Genomic DNA, 25,077 nt, shown 5'->3' with positions numbered 1-25,077 from the left:
TCCCAGCCAAGGAGACGACCATGTCCGGCTATCTCGAAGTCCTCACCCCCCAGAACAGCCAGATGATCTTCATCGATCAGCAGCCGCAGATGGCCTTCGGCGTGCAGTCGATCGACCGTCAGGTCCTCAAGAACAACGTCGTCGGCCTCGCCAAGGCCGCGAAGGTCTTCGGCATTCCGACCACCATCACCACAGTCGAGACCACGAGCTTCTCGGGGCACACCTATCCCGAGCTTCTCGCCGTCTTCCCCGAGAACAGGATCCTCGAGCGGACCTCGATGAACTCCTGGGACGACCAGAACGTCCGCGACGCGCTGGCCGCCAGCGGCCGCAAGAAGGTCGTCGTCTCCGGACTCTGGACCGAGGTCTGCAACACCACCTTCGCGCTCTGCGCCATGCTGGAAGGCGGCTACGAGATCTACATGGTCGCCGACGCCTCCGGCGGCACCTCGGCCGACGGCCACAAATACGCGATGGACCGCATGGTTCAGGCGGGCGTCGTGCCGGTGACCTGGCAGCAGGTACTGCTGGAATGGCAGCGCGACTGGGCGCGTCGGGACACCTATGACGCCGTCGTCGCGATCGCCAAGGAGCATTCCGGCGCCTATGGCATGGGCATCGACTACGCCTACACCATGGTCCATGGCGCGCCCGAGCGTGTCGCCCATGGCGAGCGCATCGGCCCCAACCCGGCCTAGGTCGGCTGAATCGCACCCGGGACGGGCGGCTGGCGTGGAGGCGCTGGCCGCCGTGGCTCAGGCCGACAGGCGGGCCCTGTCGGCGCCCGGCTCCAGCCGCCGGCGCCAGGCACCGGGCGGCATCCCGACCAGCTGCTTGAAGACGCGGGTCAGGTGGCTCTGGTCGCCGAAGCCACAGATCAGGGCGATGTCGGAGAGCGGCAGATGCGCCGTCGCGAGATGCCGCTTCGCCTCGTCGACCCGCAGCTGCATCAGGTAGCGCTGCGGCGCGACGCCCGTGCTGCGCCGGAAGGCGCGGGCGAAGTGGCTGGCGGTAAGGCGGCATTCGCTCGCCAACTGCGAGATGGTCAGCTCGGAAGCCAGCCGCGCCGCCATGATCTCCTTGGCCCGGCGCTCCTGCCAGGGCGCGAGCCGCCCGCTCGGGCGTTCATCGGCGCGGCCGGGCCCGCCGTAAACCTCCGCGACATGGGTCAGGAGGCAGATCGCGAGTTGGTCGATCAGCAGCGTGTTGGACCCGGTCGACTGCGCGGCGCGCATCAGCGTGTCGCACAGGCCGGCGAGGATCGGGTCCGGCCGCCCGGCATCGCAGCGCAGGCTGCCGACCGCGGCCTGGGAGCGCCGCTCGCCCACCGCTGCAAGCGCCCTGACGGGAATGTAGATCTGCAGCGCATCGACCCGCCCGCAAAGTTGCCATTGCGGCTTGTCGCGCAGATCGGTCAGGCTGACCGAGCCCGCCGGCAGCGGCCCGTGGTGTTGCGGCTCACCGGCGACCCAGCAGCTGTGACCGTCGAGCCGATCGATCGGGCACAGCAGCGAGAAGGCGGCGTCCGGCGGCGCCGGCTGCGTCCGCTCGCGCAGCCTGTCGCCGCAGGTCAGCCGCGTCGCCACCAGGGACAGTTCGCCCTCCAGCCGCAGCGCGCTGACCTCCTGGCCGTGCACGCCGAAATGCCGGGCGGCGCGCTGCCCGAAGAAGCCGTCGCTCGACAGCGGGACAGGCGATCCCATGGTCGGTCTCCCCGTTCGCGATAGTGGTGTCAGGCTCGGGCCCATGCTGCAGCACGGGGAGGGGCCCGGCAATCATCTGCTTGGATGAGGCTATGCGATGGCATTATGAGGCCGTCCGCGAGCGGCCGACCCTGAGTTGGGCCGGGATCAGCGCGATTCCATCAGGCAGTCGATGAAGTCGCGCACCAGCTGCGACTTGGGCCGCTCCGGCGGGCGGATCAGCAGGGTGCGGCTGTTGACGGCGGGCTCGAACGGCCGCAGCACGACACGGCTTTGGTCGAACCCCGTGATCGCATAGCTCGTGAGCAGGCCGGCGCCGATGCCGTCCGCCACCAGCGCGTAGACGGTGGAGGCATAGAGCGTCTCCACGACGATCCGCGGCATCGGCACCCCGGCCTCGGCGAAGATCATCTCGAAGCGCCGGCGCACCCGGTCCTCCGGCACATAGGCGATGAAATCGACGCCGGAGAGGTCCTGCGGCCGGATCACCTCGCGTTCCGCCAGGGGATGTCCGGGCGGCAGGGCGCAAAGCTCGCGCGGCTGGACGAAGATCTGGTGCTCGATGCCGGTGAGGTCGATCTCGTCTGCCGCCAGCCCGATATCGTAGGCGCCGCTGGCGACCCCGTCGCGCACGTCGCGGGAGGACTGGACCATCAGCGTCACCGTCGCGTCGGGCCAGCGGTTGCGGAACTTCACGATCGCCTTGGGGACGATCGAGCCGCTGAGCGAGGACAGGCTGGCGATCCGGATCTCGCCCGCACCACTGTCGCGGATGCGCGCCGCGGTCGAGCGCAGCCGGTCCATGCCCCGGAAGCTGGCCTCGACATCCTCATAGAAAATGCGGCCCTCCGGGGTCGGAACGACGCGACTGCGGACACGGCTGAACAGGCCAAAGCCCAGCGAAGCCTCAAGATCGGCGATGAGCCGGCTCACTGCGGGCTGGCTGACGCCGAGGATCTCCGCCGCCCGCGACACCGTTCCCGCCCTCATCACGGCCGCGAAGGCCTCGATCTGGCGCATGTTCATCGAGCGCTCTCCCGCGGATCCACGGCCATGCCGATGCAATTTGGATGCTGGCGGTGAAGAGCCGCAGGTGCCGGAGAGCCTGTGCTTCTGACCGAGCGACGTCTGTGGATGGTGCTCCGCAAAGTGCCGTTGCGCATCGATCGAGATACCCCGCCTGAACCAGCCAGGGCGGTAGCAGGATTCTCGTGAGCTGATGAGCACACGGCGCTGCAAGCGCATGCTCATTCGCCAGGCGAGACGTGACCGGATTTGACCGAGTACGGAGAGGGCGGGCCGCTAGCGATCGAACAGCCCATCGAAGATGCGGCGCAGGTCCTGTGACGGATCCGTCTGCAGCTTCGCGCCGCCTGAGTCGAACACCTGCGTTGCGCGGCTCGCGGCATCGTATTTGGGCCAGGGAACGGCTCCGGTCCGGACGAAGGCGATGACGGCGTCGTGCATGCTGCAGTCGCCGAGGGCGGCGGGTTGGCCATACGGCCCCGGCTGGTTCCAGATCAGCCCCAGATCGGCGACATGAGGCGCGAGACCGGCGAAGGGGCCGGCGGTAAGCGGGCGGTCGTTGCGATAGACCCAGACCGGCCCTTCCGCTGCGGCATGAGCTTCGGCCAGCCGGATCGAGGGCAGTTCGTATTCTTCCGCCGTCAGCAGCCACAGGCGACGGGTGCTTGCAGGCAAGCCAGGCCAGAGGCGCAAGGCACGCGCTTCGGCTTCCGCCATGAGGCTGGGTGCCAGATGCATCAGCTGTCGAGCGTCCCAGGCCTCCGGCGGAGTCCCGCTCCCGTGCTGCGGCCCGCCGAAGAAAGCCGCAACCTCGTCGCGCGCGGTGCCGATCAGCAGCGGGACCGGCTGCCGGGGCAGCAGTCGTCGCGGCGTCTGCGGCAGGAATGCGCCGTCCAGCACGGCCCGGAACGGCTGCCGCCGCACCTCTTCGCCGCCCAGCTGCGTCTGCAGGGCGATGAGGTCTGCGATGGGCATCGTCAGGAGACGTTGCCAATCCCCGCCTGCGAGCGCCAAAGCGCGCGCAGCAATGGCGTCCGCCTCATCCACGCCATGGATCGTGTCGCCGCCGCCGGAGCTCGAAAACGCCGCATGGAAGAGGCCTGTCGCGGAAGGTGCGGCCAGAAGCGCGGCGACGTTCTTGGCCCCGGCCGACTCGCCGCCGATCGTAACCCGACCGGGATCGCCGCCAAAGGTGACGATGGCCTGCCGAACCCAGCCGAGCGCCGACACGATGTCCCGCAAGGCGTTGTTGCCGCTGCCGCGGAAATGCTCGCCGAAGAGGCGCCCGCCTTCGAGAAACCCGAGCAGTCCAAGCCGATGGCCGACCGTGACGCAGGTGATGCCGGCACGCGCGAAGGCTGCGCCGTCATAGACCGGGCGGCTGGTGCCACCGACGGTCTGGCTGCCGCCATGCAGCCAGACGAGGACCGGGTGGGGCCCGGCCGCCGCCGGCGTCCAGATGTTGAGGTAAAGGCAGTCCTCACTCGCCGGCATCGGCGGCATGGCGTCGGGATCACCGGGATAGAACCCAGGATCGGGTGGTTGCGGCGCCACCGGCGCAAAGCCCAGCGCCTCGCGCGTTCCGGCCCATGGCGGAATTGGCTGTGGCGGCCGGAATCGCAGCGGGCCGACCGGCGCGGCGGCGTAGGGAACGCCCTTGAAGCACAGGATTTCGCCCGAGCGCCCGCCACACAGCCGTCCAAACGGCGTGTCGACGATGACGCGCTCATCGGGCGCCGCTTCGCGGGACGCATGGTGCAGCATCAGGCACGGTCTCGAGGATGGCGGGTCCGGCTCTGGCCGGAGCGCCCGCGATCGCTTGGGCGACCGCGGGCAGAGGCGGGGAGCGGCGGCACGGGCGGCCGCGGCGCCCTCACTGGCGGGTGATGTTCCAGTAGACGGGCGCCGGGGGGGTGAGCAGGCCAGTCAGGTTCGTCCGATAGGCGCGGATCTGGTACTGCACGCCGATCGGCACATAAGGCACCGTCTCCGCGGCACGAGCCTGGATCTTCGCCGCGAGAGCCTGGCGCTGCGCCTTGTCCGACAGGTCGGCGAAGGCCCCGCGCATCGTCTCGATCTCGGCATCGCAGGGCCAGCCGAACCAGGCCTTCTCGCAATTCGAGCGCAGGCCGAGATGGCTGACCGGCTCCATCATGTCGAGGCCCCCCGGACCCGAGATGAAGATGGACCACCCGCCCTTGCCGACCGGCTCCTTGCTGGCGCGACGGGCGACGACCGTCGCCCAGTCCATCGCCTGCAGATCGGTCTTGAAGCCGATGCTCTTCAGCAGTTCGTTGGCGACGGTCGTGAAGGCATGGATGTTGGGGTTCTCGGCGGCGTCGAGCAGCACCACCGGCGTTCCGTCATAGCCGGCTTCCTTGACGAGCGCCCTGGCCTTGGCGAGGTCGAACTTGGGGAATCCGGCCTCGGTGAAGTAGGGCGACGAGCAGACATAGAAGGAACGGCACGGTCTGCCGAGGTCCGGATCGTCGATGACAGCGGCGAGGAAATCCGCACCGTCGACGGCGTGGAGAAGGGCCTGTCGCAGCTTCGGATTGTCGAACGGCGGCTGGAGCGAATTGATCCGGATCTGCTGGGCCACGCCGATCTCGTCCTGGCGCGCAAGCGCGATCTCCTTCGATTTCTTGGCGAGCGGGATGAGGTCGCCGGACAATTCCTCGCTGATGTCGATCTCGCCCTTCAGCAGGGCGTTGAGCGCCGTCTGCTGGTCTGGAATGATCAGCCATTCGACACGGTCGACCTTGGCCACCTTTCCGCCCGAGAAACCGGCGGGCGCCTCCGCGCGCGGGGCGTAGCTCGGGTTCTTGATGAAGACTAGGCGGGCGCCCGCCATCCATTCGTCCTTCTTGAAGACGAAGGGTCCTGAGCCCGTGTGGTCGGTGACGGGCTGGTTGGGGGGCGTTGCCGAGGCGATGCGGGCGGGCATGATGAAGGGCACCGGAGCGCCGGGCTTGCCGAGCGCATCGAGCACCATTCCCCAGGGCGAGGTCAGCGTCAGGCGGAATGTCTTCGCATCCACCGCCTGCCAGGCTGCGCCGCGCTGGTTGAGCTGCTGCCCGAGGCTGTCATTGACGCTCCAGCGCTTCAGCGAGGCGATCACGTCGTCCGCCGTCACGGGCTGGCCGTCGCTGAACGTCAGCCCGCCGCGGAGGACGAAGGTCCAGACCTTGCCGTCCGACGACGTCTCCCAACTCTCGACCATCTGGGGCTTGATCGCCAGCTTGTCGTCGACCGCAAACAGCGTGTCGTAGATCATGTAGCCAAAATTGCGCGCCATGGAATCCGAGCCGAGCATCGGATCCAGGATCTTGACGTCTCCGGATGGCTTGACCTTGAGCACGCTCTGGGCCGGCGCCGGTCCGGCGGCGACGAGCATGACACCGCCCAGAAGCGCTGCCGCCAATGCTTTGAAAATCATGATTCCTCCGTTTTTTATCGTTGGCCTGGATGGTTTGTGACGATGTCGGCGGCCAGTTCCTCCGCCCGCATCGCGCCCCGTTGCAGGTAGGCGTAGGTGGCGAGCGCCAGGCCGGCGGCCGGTTCCCGCCCCAGCTCGGCATTCGAGAAGGCGAGGGTCACCGTCGACGCCCCGCCGAACAGGCTGGCGTCGATCCCGCCGAGAACCGCTTCCTGCACCTGATCGCAGAGCTCTGCCGGCCAGCCCGCCACGACGACGCGCCGGACCGGTGTGAGGTTCAGCGCATTGCCCAGCGCATGCCCCAATCTGATGAGGCGTGTCGCAAGGTCGCCACGGCTGCGCGCCGACAGCTTGAGCCGGCCCGCCTGCCATGCGCCGATGGTCAGCAGATCCTGCTCGCGGATGCCGAGGGCCGGCGCGACGGCCGCCGTCGAGACATAGGCCTCGAGGCAGCCGGCATGGCCGCAGCGGCAGCGCGGCCCGCGCGGATCGAGCACCATATGGCCGATCTCGCAGGGCGCGACATCGCCGCTCGCGGCAAAATCATCGATCAGCGCCGCACCCACGCCATGCCCGACGAAGACGTAGAGATAGGGACCGGCGGCAACGCCGACGCCCTGCTTCAGCTGGTGGGCGACGGCGCGCGTCATGATCGAATTGGCAGTGAGAAGCGCAACGCCGGGCTGCGCGGCCTGGATGTCTGCGAGGATGTTCGCCGGATCGATCGCGATGATCGGGTTGACCCGGAGATCTTCGTGATAGCCAGGGATCGAAACCGCGATCTGGCGCAGCTGGATACCGGTCCGATCAACATGGTCGGTGAGTTGGTGGAGCGCGCGGCGATAGGTCGCCCGGACGGTTTCGAGGTCGGCCCCGTCGGGCAGGTCCAGCCATTCCGAGAACCGGATCTCGCCCGTCAGCGATCCGACGCCGACATGCACCCGGCCGCTGGAAAACTCGACCGCGCCGACATGGCGATCTTTGCTCAGTGTCAGAAATGCGCTCGGCCCGCCTTGATAGGGCGCCGTGAGCCGCGTCTCGTCGACCAGATTCTCCGTCTTCAGCTCGGCGACGATGCGCGAGATGCTGGCATCGGTGAGGCCGGTCGTCTCGGACAAGGCCGGCCGAAAGCAGCCACCGGAGCACCAAAGAGAGCGCAGAACCGCAGACCGCGTCGCACGCCGGCTTCTTGGTGCCCTCACGTCCCACCCTTTGATTTTTACTTTATGTAATAATCCTGATCCAGGGCAAGATGCCTGTCAACACGCCCTTACTGGCGCGCCATCGCGGCGTCATTCAGCGCCGTCGCAAAGGGCCTGGCGGGGGAGGCGGGTGGGAGATGGCGAGAGCCGCTGACTATATGGCCAGCGACCGTCGAGCACCGCGATGCGTCCTATTCCGCGAGTTCGCGCATCACCTTGATCAGGTCGCTTTTGCCCTCGAAGCCGATTCCCGGTAGCTCGGGCATGACGATATGGCCGTCGTCGACCGTGACGCCGTCGGGGAACCCGCCATAGGGCTGGAACAGGTCGGGATAGCTCTCGTTGCCGCCGAGTCCGAGGCCGGCCGCGATGTTGAGCGACATCTGGTGGCCGCCATGCGGGATGCACCGCGCGGGCGACCAGCCGAACTGGGCGAGCACATCGAGCGTGCGCAGATATTCGACGAGCCCGTAGGACAGCGCACAGTCGAACTGGAGATAGTCGCGGTCGGGCCGCATGCCCCCGTAGCGGAGCAGGTTCCGGGCGTCCTGATGCGAGAACAGGTTTTCACCCGTTGCCATCGGGGCCGGGTAGAACTCCGACAGCGCCGCCTGGAGCGCATAGTCCAGCGGATCGCCGACCTCCTCGTACCAGAACAGCGGATACTGCCGCAGCATCTCGGCATAGGCGATGCCGGTCTTCAGATCGAAGCGGCCATTGGCATCGACCGCGAGCCTCGCCTGGGAGCCGATCTCGGCGAGAACCGCTTCGATCCGACGCTGGTCCTCGCCGATCGACGCACCGCCGATCTTCATCTTCACCACGGTGTAGCCGCGGTTGAGATAGCTGCGCATCTCGGCCCGCAGCTGGGCATCGTCCTTGCCGGGATAGTAATAGCCGCCGGCGGCATAGACGAAGACTCGCGGGTCGGCCTCGCGGCCCTTCTGCTGCGCCAGCATCCGGAACAGCGGCTCGCCGGCGATCTTCGCCGTCGCGTCCCAGATCGCCATGTCCAGCGTTCCGACCGCCACGGAGCGCTCGCCATGACCGCCCGGCTTCTCGTTGACCATCATCGCCGCCCAGAGCTTGTGAGGGCAGAGATTGTCGCCGGCCTCGTTGAGGACGCTCTTCGGCTCCGCCTGGAGCAACCGGTCGCGGAAGCGCTCGCGGATCAGGCCGCCCTGTCCGTAGCGGCCATTGGAGTTGAAGCCGTAGCCGACGACCCGTCGGCCGTCCCTGACGACATCGGTGACGACGGCGACGAGGCTCGCCGTCATCCTTGAGAAGTCGATATAGGCGTTGCGGATAGGCGAGGCGATCGGCTTGGTGACCTCGCAGACATCGACGATACGCATCGCTTTCCTCCCTGGTGTCGGCATGCCGTTTCGGCATTGAGCTTGCGCCTGTTCTGAGGGGTTGGGCTCGCCGCAGGCCCTGCTTAAGGCTGGACGCGCTGCCAGGGCCAATGCCAAGTTCGGTTTTGACTATGCGCGAACGGCATCGAGATGCATTACGATTGGCTGTCTGATTTCCGGGCTTTGGCGGAGCACCGAAGTTTCTCGCGGGCCGCCGACGCGCGCAACATCACGCAACCGGCCTTCGGTCGCAGGATCCGCGCGCTGGAGGAATGGATCGGCGCCGCGCTGTTCGAGCGGGGCCATCAAGGCGCGCGCCTGACGGCGGCGGGCGAGCACTTTCAGCCTCACGTGCGGGACCTTCTGGGCATTCTCGACCGGGCGAGGCGCGAGACGCGCGCGGTCGGCGAACGCAAGACCACCGCACTCACCATCGCGGCGACGCATGCCCTGTCCTTCACCTTCTTCCCAGGCTGGATCCGGCGGGTCATGCAGTCGCGGGCGCTCGGGACGATCAACCTGATCTCGGACAGCATGGCGGCCTGCGAGCAGATGATGTTTTCGGGCGAGGTTCAGTTCCTGCTCTGCCACGTCCACGAGGCTGCCGCCCCGCCATTTGCGGCGGACCGCTTCGCCAGCATGCGCGTCGGCGACGACGCGCTCGTCCCACTCTGCGCGCCCGATGAGAAGGGGGAACCGAGATGGCCCCTGCATGGCACCGCAGCGGAGCCGGCCCCCTTTCTCGCATACAGCCAGGCCTCGGGGCTGGGACGGATCATCGCGGCGTGCGGCGGGCTCGACACCGGGGCGTCAGCGGCCGGCCTGACATCCCATCTCGCCGCAACACTGGCGACGCTCGCCCGTGACGGGCATGGCGTCGCCTGGTTGCCGCTGACGCTCGCGGCCGAGGATCTGGACCGCGGCCGCCTCGTTCGTGCGGGGTCGAAACACCTTGATATCCCGGTCGAGATCCGGCTGTTCCGATCGCCGGGGAGGCTGAGCGAAGCCGCAGAGGACCTCTGGAAGGCAGCGTGTCCTCGTCAACCAGACGGAATGTGAGCCGACAGGCCGCGGTTCCCCGACCCAGTTTGGCCTCCATCGCTCTTTAGCCGGCCCGCTAGACCTCCAGGCGATCGGCCGAGACATCGCGGGCCGGCTTCTCGTTGATGTTCCGCATCAGCCACTCGACGAAGGCCTGGATCTCGGGATTGTCCCGCTCCTCGCGGCGATAGATCAGGCGGTGAGCGACGACCCCGATTCCGGTCGGACCCAGCGGCATGACGAGCCGGCCAGCGGCGAGAAGGTCGCGCGCCTGCAATGTTGATTCGAGCGCGAGGCCCAGGCCGTCCTCCGCGGCGGCCAAAGCGAGATGGGCGCGGTCGAACTGAAGCCCGCGTGCGCTCAGGGGCACAAAGGGGGCATGGCGCGCCGTCCACTGGTCCCAAGGCACCACGCAGCGCAGCGAGTGGATCAGCGGCACGCGGGCGATGTCGCTCGGCGCCTCCAGACCATGCGCAGCCACGAAGGCGGGGCTCGCGAGCGGGACGATGAGTTCCTCCCCGAGCGCCACCGCCTCGCAATCCTCGGGAACCGGCCGCGCATACTGGATGTCGATGAGGATGCCGTCCTTGCCGAGGCGGGCAGGCTCATGGCTGGCGAACAGCGCGACATCGATGCTGGGGTGCTCGCGCAGGAACCGGCCGAGCCGCGGCATCAGCCAGAGCGTGGCGAGGCTCGGCGAGGCATGGATCGGCAGTCGCCGCACGCCAGCCCCCGACGCGACCCGCATCGTCGCCGTCATCAAGCGCGCGAAGCTCTCGCCGATCGAGGCGGAATAGGTCAGGGCCTCCTCCGTCGGCACGACGCTGCGCCGCACGCGCAGGAACAGGGGCCGCCCCAGCATCCCCTCCAGCGCCCGCATCTGATGGCTAATCGCCGAGGGCGTCAGGTTCATCAGCTTGGCCGCCCCGGAAAAGCTTCCGGCCTCCATCACGGCGCGGAAGGTCTGCAGCCATTGCACCGGTGGCATGCCCCCAATCATCAGTGAGCCTCATTTGTCGATCATGCCAAAATTGTTCGTTTTTCGCCCGAACGGACCCCATGCTACGCCTATCACTTGAGGAATGCAGCTCATCAAAAGAAGCTGTGGCCCGCAGGGAGGAGAATGCGCCAGCAACCGGCGCCAGGTGACGCGCAGCCCGCGTTGGCCACCCTTTTCCTTTGCGTCGCTTCCTCGATGACGAGACGTCCGACCCCGTGGTCGGCCTGGTGAGGAAAGAACCGGCGCATGAACCTGCACAGACTGCTTCTCGAACGGAAGGCCACCGGCAAGCCGGTCACCGTCGCCATCATCGGCGCCGGCAAGTTCGGCACCATGTTCCTTTCCCAGGCCCGCAGCACGGACGGGATGCACATCGTCGGCGTCGCCGATCTCAACACCGCCCGTGCCCGCTCGCAGCTGAAGCTGGCCTGCTGGCCGGAAGAACAGTACGCGGCCGCCTCGATCGACGATGCGCTGAAGAACGGCGCGACACTCGTCACCGAGGACGGCGACGCGCTGATCGACCATCCCGGCGTCGAGGTCATCATCGAGGCGACGGGCGATCCGGGCGCCGGCATCCGCTTCGCGATGCGCGCCATCGCCCACGGCAAGCATATCGTCATGGTCAATGTCGAGGCCGATGCCTGCGCCGGCCCGTTGCTGGCGCGCAAGGCACGCGAGGCCGGCGTCGTCTATTCGCTGGCCTGGGGCGACCAGCCGGCCCTGATCGCCGACCATGTCGACTGGGCCCGCGCCTCGGGCTTTCGCGTCGTCAGTGCCGGCAAGGGCACGCGCTACCACCCGACCTATCACCAGTCCACGCCCGACACGGTCTGGGACATTCTCGACAAGTACATGAAGATCAAGGATCGCAATTCGATCAATCCGAAGATGTTCAACTCCTTCGTCGACGGCACGAAGTCGGGCATCGAGATGACGGCCGTCTGCAACGCCACGGGACTGGAATCGCAGACGGAAGGCCTGTCCTTCCCGCCGGCGACGCGGTTCGAGCATGCCGAGATCTGCAAGCCCAAGGCCGACGGCGGCGTGCTTGAGCGGGCCGGCGTCACCGAAGTGACCTCGTCGGTCTATCGCGATGGAACGGACGTGCCTCACAGCCTGGTCATGGGCACCTATGTCGTCTTCGAATCCGACAGTGCCTACAGCGAGGAGTGCTTCCGCGAGTATTCGATGCTGCCCGACAAGAGCGGCCGCTACTCCTGCCTCTACCGTCCGATCCACATGATCGGCCTGGAGCTCGGCATCTCCGTGGCCTCCGCCGCGCTGCGCCATGAGCCGACGGGCGCGCCGATCTGCTTCAATTCGGATGTCGTCGCCACCGCCAAGCGCAATCTCAAGGCCGGCGAAATGCTGGACGGCGAGGGCGGCTTCTGCGTCTGGGGCAAGCAGACGCCCGCGACGGCCTCGCTCGACGAGGGCTATCTGCCACTCGGCCTCGCCCACAACGTCAAGCTGAAGATCGACGTGGCGGAGGGCCAGCGCCTGAAATGGAGCGATGTCGCCTATGATCCGGACAATACCGCCGTGAAGGTCCGGCGCGAGATGGAGGCGGCCTTCGCCCGCCCCAATACCAAGGCTGCCTGAGCAAGACATGCCGGCGCGCCTGTGCGTGCCGGCATGGGATTCGAGCCCGAAAACGGGCCGTTCATAACCGAGGAGGAAACACCCATGACGACCAAGGGACGAAGCTTTCCGACCCGCCGCGCGGCACTCGCCGGCCTCGCAACCGGTGCGGCGATGGTCGCCATGCCGGGCGTGCTGCGGGCGCAGCAACTGAAATGGATTGGCGCCTCGGCGACGCCGCAGACCGACTTCATCGCCCAGAGCCTTGATGTCTTCGCCACCCGCGTGAAGGAGCTGACCAAGGGCCAGATCGATATCGCCTCTCACCATGCCGGCGCGCTCGGCGGCGAGCGCGAGAATGTCGAGGGGCTGCTGCAGGGCTCGATCCATGTCGCCACGCCGGGCGCCGCGCTGCTGGCCGGCTGGTACAAGCCGGCCGAGGTCTTTACCTATCCCTATCTGTTCAAGAACGTCGCCCACAAGGACACGGTCATGACCGCAATCATGGCCGAGTACGGCAATGACGTCGCGGCGCAGGCCAAGCTGCGCCCGCTAGGCGCCATCCCGCGCATGCCGCGCCAACTCTCGTCCAGCCGCCTCGTCAAGACGCCGGCCGATCTCAAGGGCTTCAAGATCCGCGTGCCGGAAACCACCATGTGGCGCCGGACCTTCGAGCGCTTCGGCGCCTCGCCGACGCCGCTGGCTTGGCCCGAGGTGTTCCAGGCGCTGAAGTCGGGCGTGATCGAGGGCCAGGAAAACCCGATGGCGCTGACCTTCAACGGCGGCATCTTCGACGTGAACAAGAATCTCGCGCTGACCGAGCACATGATGCAGGACAATATGATCGTGATCTCGGAAGCGAGCTTCCGCGCGGTCAACGAGGACCAGCGCAAGGCCCTCGTCCAGGCCGCCCGCGACATGGAGGACACGCTGCGTCCGAAGGTCATTGCAGACGACGAACGCATCCTCGCTTTGGTCAAGGCCAAGAACATCGCGATCAACGATGTCGACAAGGATGCCTTCCGCAAGACGCTCGAAGGCATGGAGACCGAGTTCGCCCATGTGAAGAAATGGGTCGATCGGATCAAGACGATCGCCTGATCGCCGCCACAGCAGCCGGGCCCTTGCGGGCCCGGCAACCCTTCCTCGCGTGACAGGATTGCCATGCAGCCTCTGACCGGCCTGCCAGCGCTTTGGCGCAGGCTCTGCGACCTGTGTGAATGGACGGCGCGCGCCATCGTCGGCGGCTCGATCGCAGCCATCGTGCTGATCACGATCGCGGCCGTCTGGTATCGCTACGGGCTTGATAGACCGCTGTCGTGGACCGAGCAGGTCTGCCGGATCCTGTTCGTCTGGTCGGTCTTCGCGGGCGCAGCGGTGCTCTACCGCAACATGCTGCACATCGCGATCGACATGTTCGTGCTGATGCTGCCGCAGCGGCTGCAGGCGCTGCTGCTCTGGCTCAACCAGGGCCTTGTCCTGTTGCTCGCCGTTTTGATGCTCTGGTTCGGACTGCAGATCTCGATCGGCACGCTCGGCCAGACCTTTGGGGCGCTCGAGATCAGCCCCGCCTCCTTCTATTTCGCCGCGCCGTTCTGCGCCGCGCTGATGATCGTGTTCTGGATCGAAAAGCTGTTCGACCCGGCCCGGCGCGATCCGCTCGGCGACGTGCACCTCTAGGAGACGATCCGATGGCCGGCGTGCTGATGCTCTCCTTCGGCGTGATGATGATGCTGGGCCTGCCCATCGCCTTCGCGATGGCGCTCGCTGCCGTCATGACGATCGCCAACCACCCGACGCTGCCGTTCTCGGTCTTCGTGCAGCGGGCGCTGATCGGCGCGGATTCCTATTCGCTGCTGGCGATCCCCTTCTTCATCCTGGCCGGCAACATCATGAATGTCGGCGGCATCACCGCCCGCATCATCAGCTTCGCCAATGCCTGCGTCGGCCGCTTCAGTGGCGGGCTGGGCCTTACCACCGTGATGTCCTGCATGGTCTTCTCCGGCGTCTCAGGCTCGGCGGTCGCCGATGCGACCGCGTTGGGCAAGGTGCTGATTCCCGGCATGAAGCGCTCGGGCTACGACCCGGGCTATGCCGCCGCCATCACGGCCTCTGCCTCGGTGATGGGGCCGATCATCCCGCCCTCGATCCCGCTGGTGATCTATGCCCTGTCAGTCGGCAAGGGCGTCTCGGTCGCCGCCCTGTTCCTCGGCGGCGTCATTCCCGGCCTTCTGCTCGGCGGCGGGCTTGCTGTCGCCGTCTACATGATCTCGCGCGCCCGCAAATACCCGGTCCACGAAGCCGTGCCGATGCGCGAGGTGCTGCGCTCCGGCAGCAAGGCGATCTGGGCACTGATGATGCCCTTCGTCATCCTGTTCGGCGTCACCGGCGGCGTGGTCACCGTGACCGAAAGCGCCGCCGTGGCCGTGCTCTATGCGCTCTTCGTCGCGATGGTGATCCATCGCGAGCTCTCCTGGCGCCAGCTCTGGAGCATCTGCGTCCAGAGCGGGCTCGATTCCGCCGTCGTCATGATCATCATCGCCTTTGCTGCCGGCTTCGGCTGGCTGATGGCGGTAAGCGGCCTGCCGCGCGAGATCGCCGCGTGGATCGGTGCCTTCTCGAACAATCCCTGGGTCATCCTGATCCTGATCAACGTGCTGCTGCTGATCGTCGGCTGCTTTATGGAAGCAATCGCGGCCATGATCATCCTGATCCCGGTGCTGATCCCGATCGTCGAGGCGGTCGGCATCGACCTCGTGCATTTCGGGCTGGTCATCGTCTTCAACCTGATGCTCGGCCTGCTGACGCCGCCGGTCGGCATTCTCCTCTACATCTGCGGCAACTTCGCCCAGGTGAAGATCGAGCGGGTTGTGCGCGAAGTGCTGCCCTTCCTCGGCGTCGGCTTCGGCGTGCTGGTGATCATCACCTTCATCCCCGAGGTTGTGCTTTGGCTGCCCCGGCTCGTGTTGAATTGACTCGACGCTCCGGGCCGACCGAATTTCTGACAAGACGGGCATGCTGCCGAGCCAGCCCTGCACAAACCGATGTCGGCGGCACCACCACCAGCATGCCGCCACGGCCCTTGCGCAGGCATATCGCGTAAGCCCGCCTGATCGGCTGACCGACCAGCGCTGGCACGTTACTGCGCTGATCGGGCCGACGGCCGACCTCGCAGGTCGGCGATCCCATCGTCTTCTTGGACGAGTTTCGGCACCGTGCCGGCGCCCCCTAGGGCACCGTCCCCAGGCCGTGAGGCGCCTTCGGATAGCCGGCTAGATAAATTGGAAAAAGTCCGCCTCTTTCACGGATTTTGCTGGGCGCTGTCATCCGGGCGTCACCGCCGGAGGGCTTAGTCCCCGCCGAGGCAGCAACGACTGCCTGCAGGGACCTGGCCAAGGCCCCGATCCGATTTCCCGTCTTTCCGGACCGTCCCCATGTCTTCGCACAAATCCCTGCCCGTCCTCGGCGTCGCGCTCCCGCTCGCCGGCCTCCGCCTGCACCGCGACTGGATCCTCGACAGGCAGCGCGATGTCGAGGTGCAGGATTTCTTTCTCGCCGACGTCCTGAACGGCGACTGGAAGCCGCTGGCCGACGATGTCCTGAAGACGCTCGACGGCCATACCGGTCGCCTCGGAATCCACGGCCCGTTCTGGGGCTTCAACATCGCCTCGAAAGACCCCGATGTGCGCGCCATCGTCGGCAAGCGCATGCATCAGGGCCTGGATGTCTGCGCCCATCTCGGCGCGACGCAGATGGTGATCCATTCGCCCTACACGACGTGGGACTACAACAATCTCGACGATCATCAGGATGCGCGCCAGCTGACCGTTGAGCTGACGCATGCGTCCATCGGTGACGCCGTCCGTCGTGCGGCCGATATGGGTGTCGTCCTCGTCATCGAGAACATCGAGGATAAGGACGCCCATATCCGCGTCGATCTCGCCCGCTCCTTCGACAGCGAGTTCGTCCGCGTCTCGATCGATACCGGCCACGCCAATTATGCCCATGGCTCGACCGGGGCCCCGCCGGTCGACTATTTCGTCCATGCCGCGGGCGACATGCTCCACCACGTCCATCTTCAGGACACCGACGGCTATGCCGACCGCCATTGGAATCCGGGCGAAGGCAATATCCGCTGGCAGGCCGTATTCCGCGCGCTCGAGCGGCTGAGCAGCAACCCGCGCCTGATCCTCGAGGTCCGCAACAAGGAAACCGTCAGGGCAGGCGCGGATCACCTGATCGCGCTGGGCCTGGCGCAGTAACGGCACCGCATCCCACCGCCCTGTCATCCAGCTGTTGCTCTGGCTGACTAGCGTTCGAAGCCATGGCGCCGCGGACCCAGGCTTGGGTCCCGGCGGACCCGACGGCGTTCGCAATCGCCCATTCAATCAACGGAGAGACTGTCATGGCCGCTTTCACGCGACGCAAGGCCCTTCAGTTCGGTGCGGCGACGCTGGGTGCATCCGCGCTGCCGCAATTCGCCATCGGCCAGTCGGACAACCGCCCCTCGATCACCATCGCGGTGCAGAAGATCGTCAACTCCAACACGCTCGACGTGCTGCGCGAGCAGTCCAATGTCGGCGAGCGCGTGTTCTTCACCTCGCTCTGGGAGCCGCTGATCGGCAAGGACTGGCTCGGCAACCTCCTGCCGCGCCCCGGCCTCGCCACCGAGTGGAAGCGCATCGACGACCAGACGATCGAGCTCAAGCTGCGGCAGGGCGTGAAATTCCACAACGGCGCCGAACTGACCGCCGAAGATGTCGTCTTCACCTTCTCCCGTGAGCGCATGTTCGGGAACACCGAGGCCAAGAACCGCTCGACCATCAAGGCCTTCGAGACGATCCCGACGCCGCGTCCCGGCAAGGAACTGCCGGTCGACATCCCGGCCGTGGCGCGCCGGGCCTGGCCCGACCTGCTGCGCGTCGACGCCATCGATAAGTACACCGTCCGCTTCTACAACGCGACGCCGGACGTGACGCTGGAAGGCCGCCTGGCGCGCTACGGCTCGGACATCATGAGCCGCAAGGGCTGGGAAGACGCCGCCAGCTATCTCGACTGGGCCCGCAAACCGATCACGACCGGCCCCTACAAGGTGGTGGAGTTCCGGCCGGACAATTCGCTCACGCTCGAGGCCCATGACGACTACTGGGGCGGCCGGCCGCCGCTGAAGCGGATCCGCTTCGTCGAGGTTCCCGAGGTGCCGAGCCGCATCGCCGGCCTGCTCTCGGGCCAGTACCAGTTCGCCTGCGACATCCCGCCCGACCAGATCAGCGATATCGAGAAGAACGCCGGCTTCGAGGTGCAGGGCGGCACCATCCTCAATCACCGCCTGACGGTGTTCGACAAGAACCATGCCCAGTTGCAGAACCCGCTGGTGCGCCGCGCCTTCACTCACGCCATCGACCGGCAGGCCATCGTCGACTCGCTCTGGGCGGGCCGGACCAAGGTGCCGGCCGGGCTGCAGTGGGAATATTACGGCGACATGTTCCACGCCGACTGGACGGTGCCCGAGTACAACCCGAAGCTCGCGGCCGACCTCCTCAAGCAAGCCGGCTACAAGGGCGACCCGATCCCCTACCGCCTGCTGAACAACTACTACACCAACCAGAACGCCACCGCGCAGATCCTCACGGAGATGTGGCGCTCGGTCGGCCTCAACGTGCAGATCAACACGGTCGAGAACTGGTCGCAGATCATGCAGCGCAACGACAGCCGTGCGGTGCGCGACTGGTCGAACTCCGCCCCCTTCAGCGATCCGGTGTCGTCCATCGTCAACCAGCACGGGCCCAACGGCCAGCAGCAGCAGATCGGCGAGTGGACCAACACGGAAATGAACCAGCTCTGCGAGGTGCTGGAGACCTCAACCGACCGGGCCCGCCGCCGCACCGCCTTCCGCCGCATGCTGGAAATCTGCGAGCGCGAGGACCCCGCCTATACGGTGCTGCACCAGAACGCGACCTTCACCGCCAAGCCCAAGGCCTTGCAGTGGAAGGCGTCGCCGGCCTTCGCCATGGACTTCCGGCCCGGCAACTATGTTTGAGGCGCGGGCGGGCAGATGGCCTCCACGCGTCTCACCCTGTCTGGCCTGACGGTTCGCTTCGATGGCGTGACCGTCCTGCACGGCATCGATCTGTCGATCGGCAAGGGCGAGGCGCTCGGCCTCGTCGGCGAGTCGGGATCGGGCAAGTCCGTGACCTGGCTCGCGGCGCTCGGCCTGTTGCCCGGCAAGGCACAGGTCTCCGGCAGCGCCAGGCTCGATGGTCTCGAACTGGTGGGCGCGAGCCCCGCTGCGCTCGACAAGGTGCGCGGCGGCCGCGTCGCGATGATCTTCCAGGACCCGACGAGTGCGCTCAACCCGGTGCTCAAGGTCGGCACGCAGATCGGCGAGGCCTTGTCGCTGCACCGCGGGCTGTCCGGCCGGGCGATCAGGGCCGAGGCCAAGCGGCTGTTCGATCTCGTCGGGATTCCTGACGCGGAACGGCGGCTCTCGGCCTATCCGCACGAATTCTCCGGCGGGCAGAACCAGCGCGTCATGATTGCGATGGCGCTGGCCGGCGCGCCCGACATCCTGGTGGCCGACGAGCCGACCACGGCACTCGACGTGACCATCCAGGCGCAGATCCTAGACCTGATCAACACGGTGCGGCGCGAGATGGGCATGGCGCTGGTGCTGATCAGCCACGACCTCGGCGTCATCGCCGAGACCTGCGACAGGGTCGCGGTGATGTATGCGGGCCGCATCGTCGAGGAAGCGCCGGCCGCCGAGCTGTTCGACGCGCCCCGGCATCCCTACGCACAGGGTCTGCTGAATTCCCTGCCTCCGCTCGGGGGGCCGCGCCGCAAGCTGGTCTCCATTCCGGGCGTAGTGCCCGATCCCCGCGCGCTGCCCAAGGGCTGCGCGTTCGCGCCGCGCTGCACGCAGGCGGCCGAGATCTGCCGGGAGGCGGTGCCCGCCTTGCGCAACCCCGAGACCGGCAGGCGCGTGGCCTGCGTATTCGAACCGGAGGTTCCGGCATCCGTCGTCGAGCGCGAGCTCGAGCTGGCATGAGCGAAGCCCTTCTCACCGCCACGGACCTGTCGCGGACCTATGGTTCGCGGCGTGGCCTGTTCGGCGCGATCACCCAGGTTCGCGCGGTCAACCGCGTCAGCTTCAGCATCGCCGCCGGCGAGACGCTGGGCATCGTCGGCGAGTCCGGCTCCGGCAAGTCCACCATGGGCCGCATGGCGCTCGGGCTCGAGGCCCCGGACGAAGGGGAGGTGCGCTTTGCCGGCCAGCCGATGCTGACCTCGGGCTCACCCGCATGGCGGGCGCAGCGCGCGCGCATGCAGATGATCTATCAGGACCCGCTCGGCGCGCTCGATCGCCGCCTGCCGGTCGTCGTCCAGGTGCAGGAGCCGCTCGACATCCACCGCATCGGCGAACAGGCCCAGCGCCTTCGGCTGGCGCAGGAAATGCTTGCCCGCGTCGGGCTGTCGTCCGAGCAGATGACCCGCTATCCGCACGAACTGTCCGGCGGCCAGCGCCAGCGCGTCGTCCTGGCGCGCGCCCTGATGACGAGGCCCGACTTTCTGGTCTGCGACGAGCCCGTCTCGGCGCTCGACGTGTCGATCCAGGCCCAGGTGGTCAATCTGCTGGTCGATCTGCAGGCCGAGTTCGGCCTCGCCATGCTGTTCATAAGTCATGATCTGCGCGTGGTGCGGCAGGTCTCCAACCGCGTGGCGGTGATGTATCTCGGCGATTTCGTCGAGGAAGGTGACGCGGATGATCTCTTCGCCGCGCCGTTGCACCCCTATACGCGCGCCCTGGTTTCGGCGGCACCGGTGACCAAGCGCAACAGCGGCCAGGCGCGGATCGTGCTGACGGGCGAGCCACCAAACCCTGCCGATCGACCGGGCGGCTGCAGCTTCCATCCGCGCTGTCCGCTGGCCATCGACCGCTGCAAGCGGGAGGCCCCCGTGCTGCGATCCGTCGAACAGGGCTTTGGCCGCCGTGTCGCCTGCCATCTGGTCGAACCGTCCAGCACGATGATGGGCAAGGCCGCCTGATGCTGCGCTATTTCGCCATCCGCTTCGGACGCGCCCTGATCACCATCGCGCTGGTGGTGACCTTCGCCTTCGTCGTCCTGCGCCTGTCGGGCGATCCCGCCCAGATCATCCTCGGGCCCGAAGCGCCGCCGGAGGCGATCGCGGCCTTCCGGGCGGCCTGGGGCCTCGATGATCCGCTCTGGCTGCAGTATTTCCACTATTTCGGCGCGATCGCCCAGGGCGAGCTCGGCCGCTCCATGCGCGACGGCCGCGCCGCGATCGAACTGGTGGCGGAGCGCATTCCCGTGACGCTGGCGCTGACATTGCCGGCGCTCGCCATCAAGCTGTGCATCGGCGTTCCCGCCGGCATCTATGCCGCCCTGCATCGCGGCAGCCTGGCCGACCGCGTGGTGATGATGCTCTCGGTGGCGGGCTTCACCATCCCCAGTTTCGTGCTCGGCCTGACGCTGGTCCTGGTCTTCGCCGTCAAGCTCGGCTGGCTGCCGTCGGGCGGGCAGGATAGCTGGCGCCACGCGATCCTGCCCGTGCTGACGCTCGGCATCGGAGGCGGCGCGGTGCTCGCGCGCTTCACCCGCAGCGCCATGCTCGAAGTGCTCGGCCAGTCCTTCATCCGCACGGCCAGCGCCAAGGGCGTGCCCTGGCGCGACGTCATCATCGGCCATGCCCTGCCCAACGCCGCGATCCCGACCGTGACGATCATCGGCTTCATGATCGGCACGCTGATCGCCGGCGCGGTGGTGGTGGAGAGCGTGTTCTCCTGGCCCGGCGTCGGCCGGCTGCTGGTCGTGGCGGTGGCGAACCGTGACCTGGCCGTCGTCCAGTGCATCCTGCTTCTGGTCGCGGCCACGATGGTGACGTCCAACCTCATCGTCGACTTTCTCTATGGGTTCCTCGATCCGCGCCTGCGGCAGACGGTTGGAAAAGCGGCATGAATGAACAGGCACTCTCCCATGCGGCGGCGCGGCAGCCGGCTCGCGGCCGTCGCTGGCCGGGCCAGGACATGCCGCTGCTGGCCAAGGTTGCGCTTCTCTGGCTCATCGCGATGATCGTCGTGGCCATCGTCGCGCCGATGATCAGCCCGTTCGTCTACACTGCGCCGAACCTGCGCAACTGGCTCGTGCCGCCAGGCACGTTGCCCCACATCCTGGGGACCGACGAACTGGGCAGGGACGTGCTCTCGCGGTTGCTGATCTCGATCCGCATCTCGCTTCTGATCGCGTTTGGAGCCTCGATCATCTCGGCCGTGCTGGGCACGACGCTCGGCTTTCTCGCGGCTTATTTCCGGGGCCTTGTCGAGCAGATCGTGCTGATGCTGGCCGACTTCCAGGCCTCGATGCCCTTCCTGATCCTCGCGCTATCGGTGCTGGCCTTCTTCGGCAACTCGCTGCCGCTGCTGATCGGCCTGATGGGCCTGTTCGGCTGGGAGCGCTATGCCCGCATCTCGCGCGGACTGGCCATTTCCGCCAGCGCACAGGGCTACGCCTCCGCCTGCCGGCAGCTCGGCGCCTCGCCGATGCGGGTCTATCTGCGCCACATCCTGCCCAATATCGCCTCGACGCTGATCGTCTCGATGACGCTGGTCTTCCCCGAGGTGATCCTGCTCGAAAGCGGCCTGTCCTTCCTCGGGCTCGGCGTGCAGCCTCCGATGACTAGCCTTGGCAACATGGTCGGCTATGGCCGAGAATACATCACGCGCGCGCCCTGGATCATGCTCGCGCCGGCGCTCACCATCGTGTTCACGACACTGGCCGTCTCGGTGCTCGGCGACTGGCTGCGCGACAAGCTCGATCCAACCTTGAGATAGCACCATGCAAAAAGCATCACGCGTCGTCGTCGTCGTGTTCGACGGGCTGAGGCCCGACATGGTGACGCCAGAGCGCATGCCGAATCTGGCGGCATTCGCGGGCGAAGGTACCTGGTTCCGGGAGGCGCGCTCGGTGTTCCCGTCGATGACGCGGGTGGCGACGTCCTCGATCTCGACCGGCGCGCCGCCGGCGCTGCATGGCATCGTCGGCAACAGCTTCTATTTCCCCGAGGTGACCCGCGAATTCGTCCTCGACACCTCGCTGGCAGCAGACCTCGCTTTGGCCGAAGAACGGCTCAAGGGGCCGTTGATCGCCGCGGAAACGCTCGGCGACCGGCTCGCCGCAGAAGGCAAGAGCTTCGCCGTGGTCCATTCCGGCTCGGCCGGTTCGACCTATGCGATCAATCCGCGGGCGGCCGCCCATGGCCACTGGACCTTCTCGGTGATGGGCGGCGAGGCCACGCGGACGCCGCACGCCGTCGACGAGGTGGTGGAGCGCTTCGGGCCGCTGCCGCCACGCACCCTGCCGCGCTTCGAGGAGACGGACTACGTCACCCGCGTCTTCACCGAGCACGTGCTGGGGGAGATGGATCCAGATGTCGCGCTGATCTGGTTCAACGAACCCGACACCTCGTTCCACTACAAATTCCTGGCCTCCGACGAGACGGACGCCATCGTCACGGCGGTGGATGCTGCGTTCGGGCGAATCCGCGCGGCGATTGAAGTCCGGTCGGACGCGCAGGACAGCGCCATCATCGTGGCCTCCGATCACGGTCAGATCTCCAGCTCGGCCGTGGCCGACATCGCCGGCCTCCTCGGCGAGGCCGGCCACAAGGCGGCCCGCGCCTCGGCCCGTGTGATCGACGGCGCCGCCGTCACCGTGACCGGCGGCAATATGGGTGAAATCCGGATGGTCGATGGCGACATGGACCGGCGCGACCAGATCGCGCGCTGGCTCATGCAGCGCGACGAGATCGGCATGGTGTTCACGCCATCGGACGACCCCGTGCAGGGCGCGGTCGATGGCACCTTCTCCACCACGCTGGTCGGCCTCGACCATGCCCGGCAGCCGGAGCTCGTCTATGTGCTGCGCTCAGACACCAGCCTCGACCCTCATGGCCTGCCGGGCCTGGGCCTGATCACCGGCGGCGTGCCGGTGGGCGGCGGCATGCATGGCGGCCTTAACCGGCACGAGCTCAACACCGTGCTGATCCTGGGTGGCGCAGCGCATGGTGGCGCCCCCGGCCAGACGGAAGCTCCCGCCGGCATCGTCGATATCGCGCCGACGATCCTCGATCTGCTTGGGCTCGCAGCGCCGGCCAGCATGCGCGGCGCCAGCCTGATGAGCGGCGATATCCGACACCATAAGGCCGAGATCGAAACCTTCGAGACGGGGTCGGGTGCCTTTCGGCAGAAGTTCGCCATCGCCCGTCGTGGCAACCATGCCTTTCCGGTCCACGGGGGGAGGGCCCGCTAGTCGCAAGAGGTCGGGGCCATTTGCGGATGCGATGTGCCTTCCTCGACCGGCTCGGATCGCTGGCCGCTACTTTTCAGATCAGCGCCAGGCTCAGCCAGGGAAATGCCGCGATGGCGATGAGCGCGGCCAGCATGACCAGAATGAAGGGCATCGCCCCGGCGAACACCTGCTCGACCGAGATCGTCGGATCGGCCAATGTCGCCTTCACGGTGAAGACGGATATCCCGAAGGGTGGCGTGAGAAGGCCCACCTCGACGGCGATCACTGTGACCACGCCGAAATGGATCAGATCGAACCCGAAATTCTGCGCGATCGGCACCGCGATCGGCGTCATGATCAAGAGGATCGAGCTGGAATCCAGGAACATTCCCAAAAACAAAATGATCAGCACGTAGATCAGCAGAAACCCATAGGCCCCCAGCCCGGTGGACTGGACGAGATCGCCGATCGCCGTCGGGACCCCCGCCATGGACAGCATGCGGCTGTAGAAGCCTGCCGCGATCAGCAGGATCAGGATGCTGACGGAGACCGCGCCAGTCTCGGTCAGGACTCGCCACATCTTGCCGCCGCCGAGCGAGCGACGGGCGAGGGCGATCAACAGCGCGCCGAAGGCGCCGATGCCGCCGGCCTCCGTCGGCGTGAAGAAGCCGGTGTAGAGTCCGCCGAGTACAAGCGCGACAAGCAGCGCGATCGGCACGAGTTTGGTCAGAATTTCCGACAGCGGCATGGCGGGTCGGGAGTCGGTGGCACCCGCCAGCGGCGCCCGGCCTTCCTGGTAGACATAACCCGGCGCGAAGCTGGCGAGGCCCATGATCACGGCCACAAAACCGCATGCGATCAGCACGCCAGGCAGGACGCCCGCGACGAACATCTTTCCGATCGAGACCTCGGCCAGCACGCCGTAGATGATCATCAGCAGGCTGGGCGGTATCAGCATCCCCAGGATCGACGATCCCGCGACGGTGCCAGCGGCGAAGGCCTTGCGGTAGCCATGCCTCGTCATTTCCGGCACGGCGACTTTGGTGAAGACCGCGGCAGAGGCGATGGACACCCCCGTGACGGCGGCGAAAACCGCGTTAGCCGCGACGGTTGCGACCCCGAGCCCACCGCGCAGTCGTCGCAGCAGCGCCTCGGCCACCTCGAAGGTATCCTTGCCGACATTCGAGATCGAGACGAGCAGCCCCATCAGCACGAAGAGCGGAATGGTCGCAAACAGATAGTCCGCAATGCCGTTATAGGCAGAGACCGACAGAAGCCGCATGGCCAGAGCGGGATTGTCGCGGATGATCCAGACGCCGGCGAAGGCGACGCCAAACAGCGCCACGGCGATGTGAACGCCGAGCAGGACGAGGATGACGAGAGCGCCGATCAGCGCCAGACCGAAGCCGAGATCCATGGGG

At 67.0% G+C, this 25,077-nt stretch carries 21 protein-coding genes; 13 read left to right on the top strand and 8 right to left on the bottom strand.

The features are described from left to right. The first annotated feature begins 20 nt into the window (after window positions 1–20). Window positions 21–698: a hydrolase gene (locus tag ABIE41_RS16455; RefSeq protein WP_192641394.1), complete on the top strand. Its 678-nt coding sequence runs from the start codon at window positions 21–23 to the stop codon at window positions 696–698. 57 nt (window positions 699–755) lie between these two features. Here ABIE41_RS16455 and ABIE41_RS16450 read toward each other — a convergent pair whose 3' ends face one another. From ABIE41_RS16450 to ABIE41_RS16425, 6 genes are all read right to left on the bottom strand, one after another. Further along, window positions 756–1,703 (bottom strand): helix-turn-helix domain-containing protein, encoded by a 948-nt coding sequence (locus ABIE41_RS16450; RefSeq protein WP_192641393.1) that lies wholly within the window; start codon window positions 1,701–1,703, stop codon window positions 756–758. A gap of 147 nt (window positions 1,704–1,850) precedes the next feature. After that, a complete protein-coding gene (locus ABIE41_RS16445) occupies window positions 1,851–2,729 on the bottom strand; it encodes a LysR substrate-binding domain-containing protein (protein ID WP_192641392.1) in 879 nt (292 codons plus the stop codon). Between the two features lie 276 nt (window positions 2,730–3,005). After that, window positions 3,006–4,493: a carboxylesterase/lipase family protein gene (locus ABIE41_RS16440; RefSeq protein ID WP_192641391.1), complete on the bottom strand. Its 1,488-nt coding sequence runs from the start codon at window positions 4,491–4,493 to the stop codon at window positions 3,006–3,008. A gap of 109 nt (window positions 4,494–4,602) precedes the next feature. Beyond that, window positions 4,603–6,168 carry an ABC transporter substrate-binding protein gene (locus ABIE41_RS16435; RefSeq protein WP_192641390.1) on the bottom strand — a complete coding sequence of 522 codons (1,566 nt, stop codon included), beginning with the start codon at window positions 6,166–6,168 and terminating at the stop codon, window positions 4,603–4,605. Between the two features lie 14 nt (window positions 6,169–6,182). Beyond that, window positions 6,183–7,286: an ROK family protein gene (locus tag ABIE41_RS16430; RefSeq protein WP_192641389.1), complete on the bottom strand. Its 1,104-nt coding sequence runs from the start codon at window positions 7,284–7,286 to the stop codon at window positions 6,183–6,185. Window positions 7,287–7,561: 275 nt separating this feature from the next. Further along, entirely contained in the window at window positions 7,562–8,725 is a 1,164-nt protein-coding gene (locus ABIE41_RS16425) for a mandelate racemase/muconate lactonizing enzyme family protein (protein WP_192641388.1), read from the bottom strand. A gap of 150 nt (window positions 8,726–8,875) precedes the next feature. Here ABIE41_RS16425 and ABIE41_RS16420 point away from each other — a divergent pair, with 150 nt between their 5' ends. After that, entirely contained in the window at window positions 8,876–9,784 is a 909-nt protein-coding gene (locus tag ABIE41_RS16420; protein ID WP_192641387.1) for a LysR family transcriptional regulator, read from the top strand. A gap of 58 nt (window positions 9,785–9,842) precedes the next feature. Here the strand turns inward: ABIE41_RS16420 and ABIE41_RS16415 are convergent, their stop codons facing one another. Beyond that, window positions 9,843–10,754, bottom strand: coding sequence for a LysR substrate-binding domain-containing protein (locus ABIE41_RS16415; RefSeq protein ID WP_192641386.1), 912 nt, complete (start codon window positions 10,752–10,754; stop codon window positions 9,843–9,845). 258 nt (window positions 10,755–11,012) lie between these two features. Between ABIE41_RS16415 and ABIE41_RS16410 the strand changes: the two genes are divergently transcribed. The 11 genes from ABIE41_RS16410 (at window position 11,013) to ABIE41_RS16360 (ending at window position 23,677) form a co-directional block, all read left to right on the top strand. Further along, entirely contained in the window at window positions 11,013–12,371 is a 1,359-nt protein-coding gene (locus ABIE41_RS16410; RefSeq protein WP_192641385.1) for an NAD(P)H-dependent oxidoreductase, read from the top strand. Window positions 12,372–12,455: 84 nt separating this feature from the next. Continuing rightward, window positions 12,456–13,451: a TRAP transporter substrate-binding protein gene (locus ABIE41_RS16405; protein WP_192641384.1), complete on the top strand. Its 996-nt coding sequence runs from the start codon at window positions 12,456–12,458 to the stop codon at window positions 13,449–13,451. Between the two features lie 63 nt (window positions 13,452–13,514). Further along, complete coding sequence (locus ABIE41_RS16400) at window positions 13,515–14,030, top strand: TRAP transporter small permease (protein ID WP_192641383.1); 516 nt, start codon at window positions 13,515–13,517, stop codon at window positions 14,028–14,030. Between the two features lie 11 nt (window positions 14,031–14,041). Continuing rightward, window positions 14,042–15,325: a TRAP transporter large permease gene (locus ABIE41_RS16395; protein WP_192641382.1), complete on the top strand. Its 1,284-nt coding sequence runs from the start codon at window positions 14,042–14,044 to the stop codon at window positions 15,323–15,325. A gap of 459 nt (window positions 15,326–15,784) precedes the next feature. Further along, on the top strand, window positions 15,785–16,612 hold the full coding sequence (locus ABIE41_RS16390) for a sugar phosphate isomerase/epimerase family protein (RefSeq protein ID WP_192641381.1): 828 nt from the start codon (window positions 15,785–15,787) through the stop codon (window positions 16,610–16,612). Between the two features lie 143 nt (window positions 16,613–16,755). Further along, window positions 16,756–18,390, top strand: coding sequence for an ABC transporter substrate-binding protein (locus ABIE41_RS16385; RefSeq protein WP_192641380.1), 1,635 nt, complete (start codon window positions 16,756–16,758; stop codon window positions 18,388–18,390). A 15-nt stretch (window positions 18,391–18,405) separates the two neighbouring features. Next, a complete protein-coding gene (locus ABIE41_RS16380; RefSeq protein ID WP_192641379.1) occupies window positions 18,406–19,398 on the top strand; it encodes an ABC transporter ATP-binding protein in 993 nt (330 codons plus the stop codon). Then, the gene (locus ABIE41_RS16375; protein WP_192641378.1) at window positions 19,395–20,396 is read left to right on the top strand and encodes an ABC transporter ATP-binding protein; all 1,002 of its coding nucleotides are present in this window, start codon (window positions 19,395–19,397) and stop codon (window positions 20,394–20,396) included. Before ABIE41_RS16380 ends, ABIE41_RS16375 begins: the two co-directional genes overlap by 4 nt. Beyond that, complete coding sequence (locus ABIE41_RS16370; RefSeq protein WP_192641377.1) at window positions 20,396–21,328, top strand: ABC transporter permease; 933 nt, start codon at window positions 20,396–20,398, stop codon at window positions 21,326–21,328. Before ABIE41_RS16375 ends, ABIE41_RS16370 begins: the two co-directional genes overlap by 1 nt. 68 nt (window positions 21,329–21,396) lie before the next feature. Beyond that, complete coding sequence (locus ABIE41_RS16365; protein ID WP_354193481.1) at window positions 21,397–22,200, top strand: ABC transporter permease; 804 nt, start codon at window positions 21,397–21,399, stop codon at window positions 22,198–22,200. Window positions 22,201–22,204: 4 nt separating this feature from the next. Continuing rightward, window positions 22,205–23,677: an alkaline phosphatase family protein gene (locus ABIE41_RS16360; RefSeq protein ID WP_192641375.1), complete on the top strand. Its 1,473-nt coding sequence runs from the start codon at window positions 22,205–22,207 to the stop codon at window positions 23,675–23,677. Between the two features lie 73 nt (window positions 23,678–23,750). Here ABIE41_RS16360 and ABIE41_RS16355 read toward each other — a convergent pair whose 3' ends face one another. Then, window positions 23,751–25,073, bottom strand: coding sequence for a TRAP transporter large permease (locus ABIE41_RS16355; protein WP_192641374.1), 1,323 nt, complete (start codon window positions 25,071–25,073; stop codon window positions 23,751–23,753). Window positions 25,074–25,077: the final 4 nt, after the last annotated feature.

The sequence above is a fragment of the Bosea sp. OAE506 genome (assembly GCF_040546595.1).
Taxonomy (GTDB): domain Bacteria; phylum Pseudomonadota; class Alphaproteobacteria; order Rhizobiales; family Beijerinckiaceae; genus Allobosea.
This window is presented reverse-complemented; position numbering and strand designations above follow the sequence as displayed.

What these genes read in the sequence shown, in the direction of transcription:
- ABIE41_RS16455 (WP_192641394.1), top strand. Translation starts at nt 21, where the DNA reads ATGTCCGGCTATCTCGAAGTCCTCACCCCCCAGAACAGCCAGATGATC.
- ABIE41_RS16450 (WP_192641393.1), bottom strand. Translation starts at nt 1,703, where the DNA reads ATGGGATCGCCTGTCCCGCTGTCGAGCGACGGCTTCTTCGGGCAGCGC.
- ABIE41_RS16445 (WP_192641392.1), bottom strand. Translation starts at nt 2,729, where the DNA reads ATGAACATGCGCCAGATCGAGGCCTTCGCGGCCGTGATGAGGGCGGGA.
- ABIE41_RS16440 (WP_192641391.1), bottom strand. Translation starts at nt 4,493, where the DNA reads ATGCTGCACCATGCGTCCCGCGAAGCGGCGCCCGATGAGCGCGTCATC.
- ABIE41_RS16435 (WP_192641390.1), bottom strand. Translation starts at nt 6,168, where the DNA reads ATGATTTTCAAAGCATTGGCGGCAGCGCTTCTGGGCGGTGTCATGCTC.
- ABIE41_RS16425 (WP_192641388.1), bottom strand. Translation starts at nt 8,725, where the DNA reads ATGCGTATCGTCGATGTCTGCGAGGTCACCAAGCCGATCGCCTCGCCT.
- ABIE41_RS16420 (WP_192641387.1), top strand. Translation starts at nt 8,876, where the DNA reads ATGCATTACGATTGGCTGTCTGATTTCCGGGCTTTGGCGGAGCACCGA.
- ABIE41_RS16415 (WP_192641386.1), bottom strand. Translation starts at nt 10,754, where the DNA reads ATGCCACCGGTGCAATGGCTGCAGACCTTCCGCGCCGTGATGGAGGCC.
- ABIE41_RS16410 (WP_192641385.1), top strand. Translation starts at nt 11,013, where the DNA reads ATGAACCTGCACAGACTGCTTCTCGAACGGAAGGCCACCGGCAAGCCG.
- ABIE41_RS16405 (WP_192641384.1), top strand. Translation starts at nt 12,456, where the DNA reads ATGACGACCAAGGGACGAAGCTTTCCGACCCGCCGCGCGGCACTCGCC.
- ABIE41_RS16400 (WP_192641383.1), top strand. Translation starts at nt 13,515, where the DNA reads ATGCAGCCTCTGACCGGCCTGCCAGCGCTTTGGCGCAGGCTCTGCGAC.
- ABIE41_RS16395 (WP_192641382.1), top strand. Translation starts at nt 14,042, where the DNA reads ATGGCCGGCGTGCTGATGCTCTCCTTCGGCGTGATGATGATGCTGGGC.
- ABIE41_RS16390 (WP_192641381.1), top strand. Translation starts at nt 15,785, where the DNA reads ATGTCTTCGCACAAATCCCTGCCCGTCCTCGGCGTCGCGCTCCCGCTC.
- ABIE41_RS16385 (WP_192641380.1), top strand. Translation starts at nt 16,756, where the DNA reads ATGGCCGCTTTCACGCGACGCAAGGCCCTTCAGTTCGGTGCGGCGACG.
- ABIE41_RS16380 (WP_192641379.1), top strand. Translation starts at nt 18,406, where the DNA reads ATGGCCTCCACGCGTCTCACCCTGTCTGGCCTGACGGTTCGCTTCGAT.
- ABIE41_RS16375 (WP_192641378.1), top strand. Translation starts at nt 19,395, where the DNA reads ATGAGCGAAGCCCTTCTCACCGCCACGGACCTGTCGCGGACCTATGGT.
- ABIE41_RS16370 (WP_192641377.1), top strand. Translation starts at nt 20,396, where the DNA reads ATGCTGCGCTATTTCGCCATCCGCTTCGGACGCGCCCTGATCACCATC.
- ABIE41_RS16365 (WP_354193481.1), top strand. Translation starts at nt 21,397, where the DNA reads ATGCCGCTGCTGGCCAAGGTTGCGCTTCTCTGGCTCATCGCGATGATC.
- ABIE41_RS16360 (WP_192641375.1), top strand. Translation starts at nt 22,205, where the DNA reads ATGCAAAAAGCATCACGCGTCGTCGTCGTCGTGTTCGACGGGCTGAGG.
- ABIE41_RS16355 (WP_192641374.1), bottom strand. Translation starts at nt 25,073, where the DNA reads ATGGATCTCGGCTTCGGTCTGGCGCTGATCGGCGCTCTCGTCATCCTC.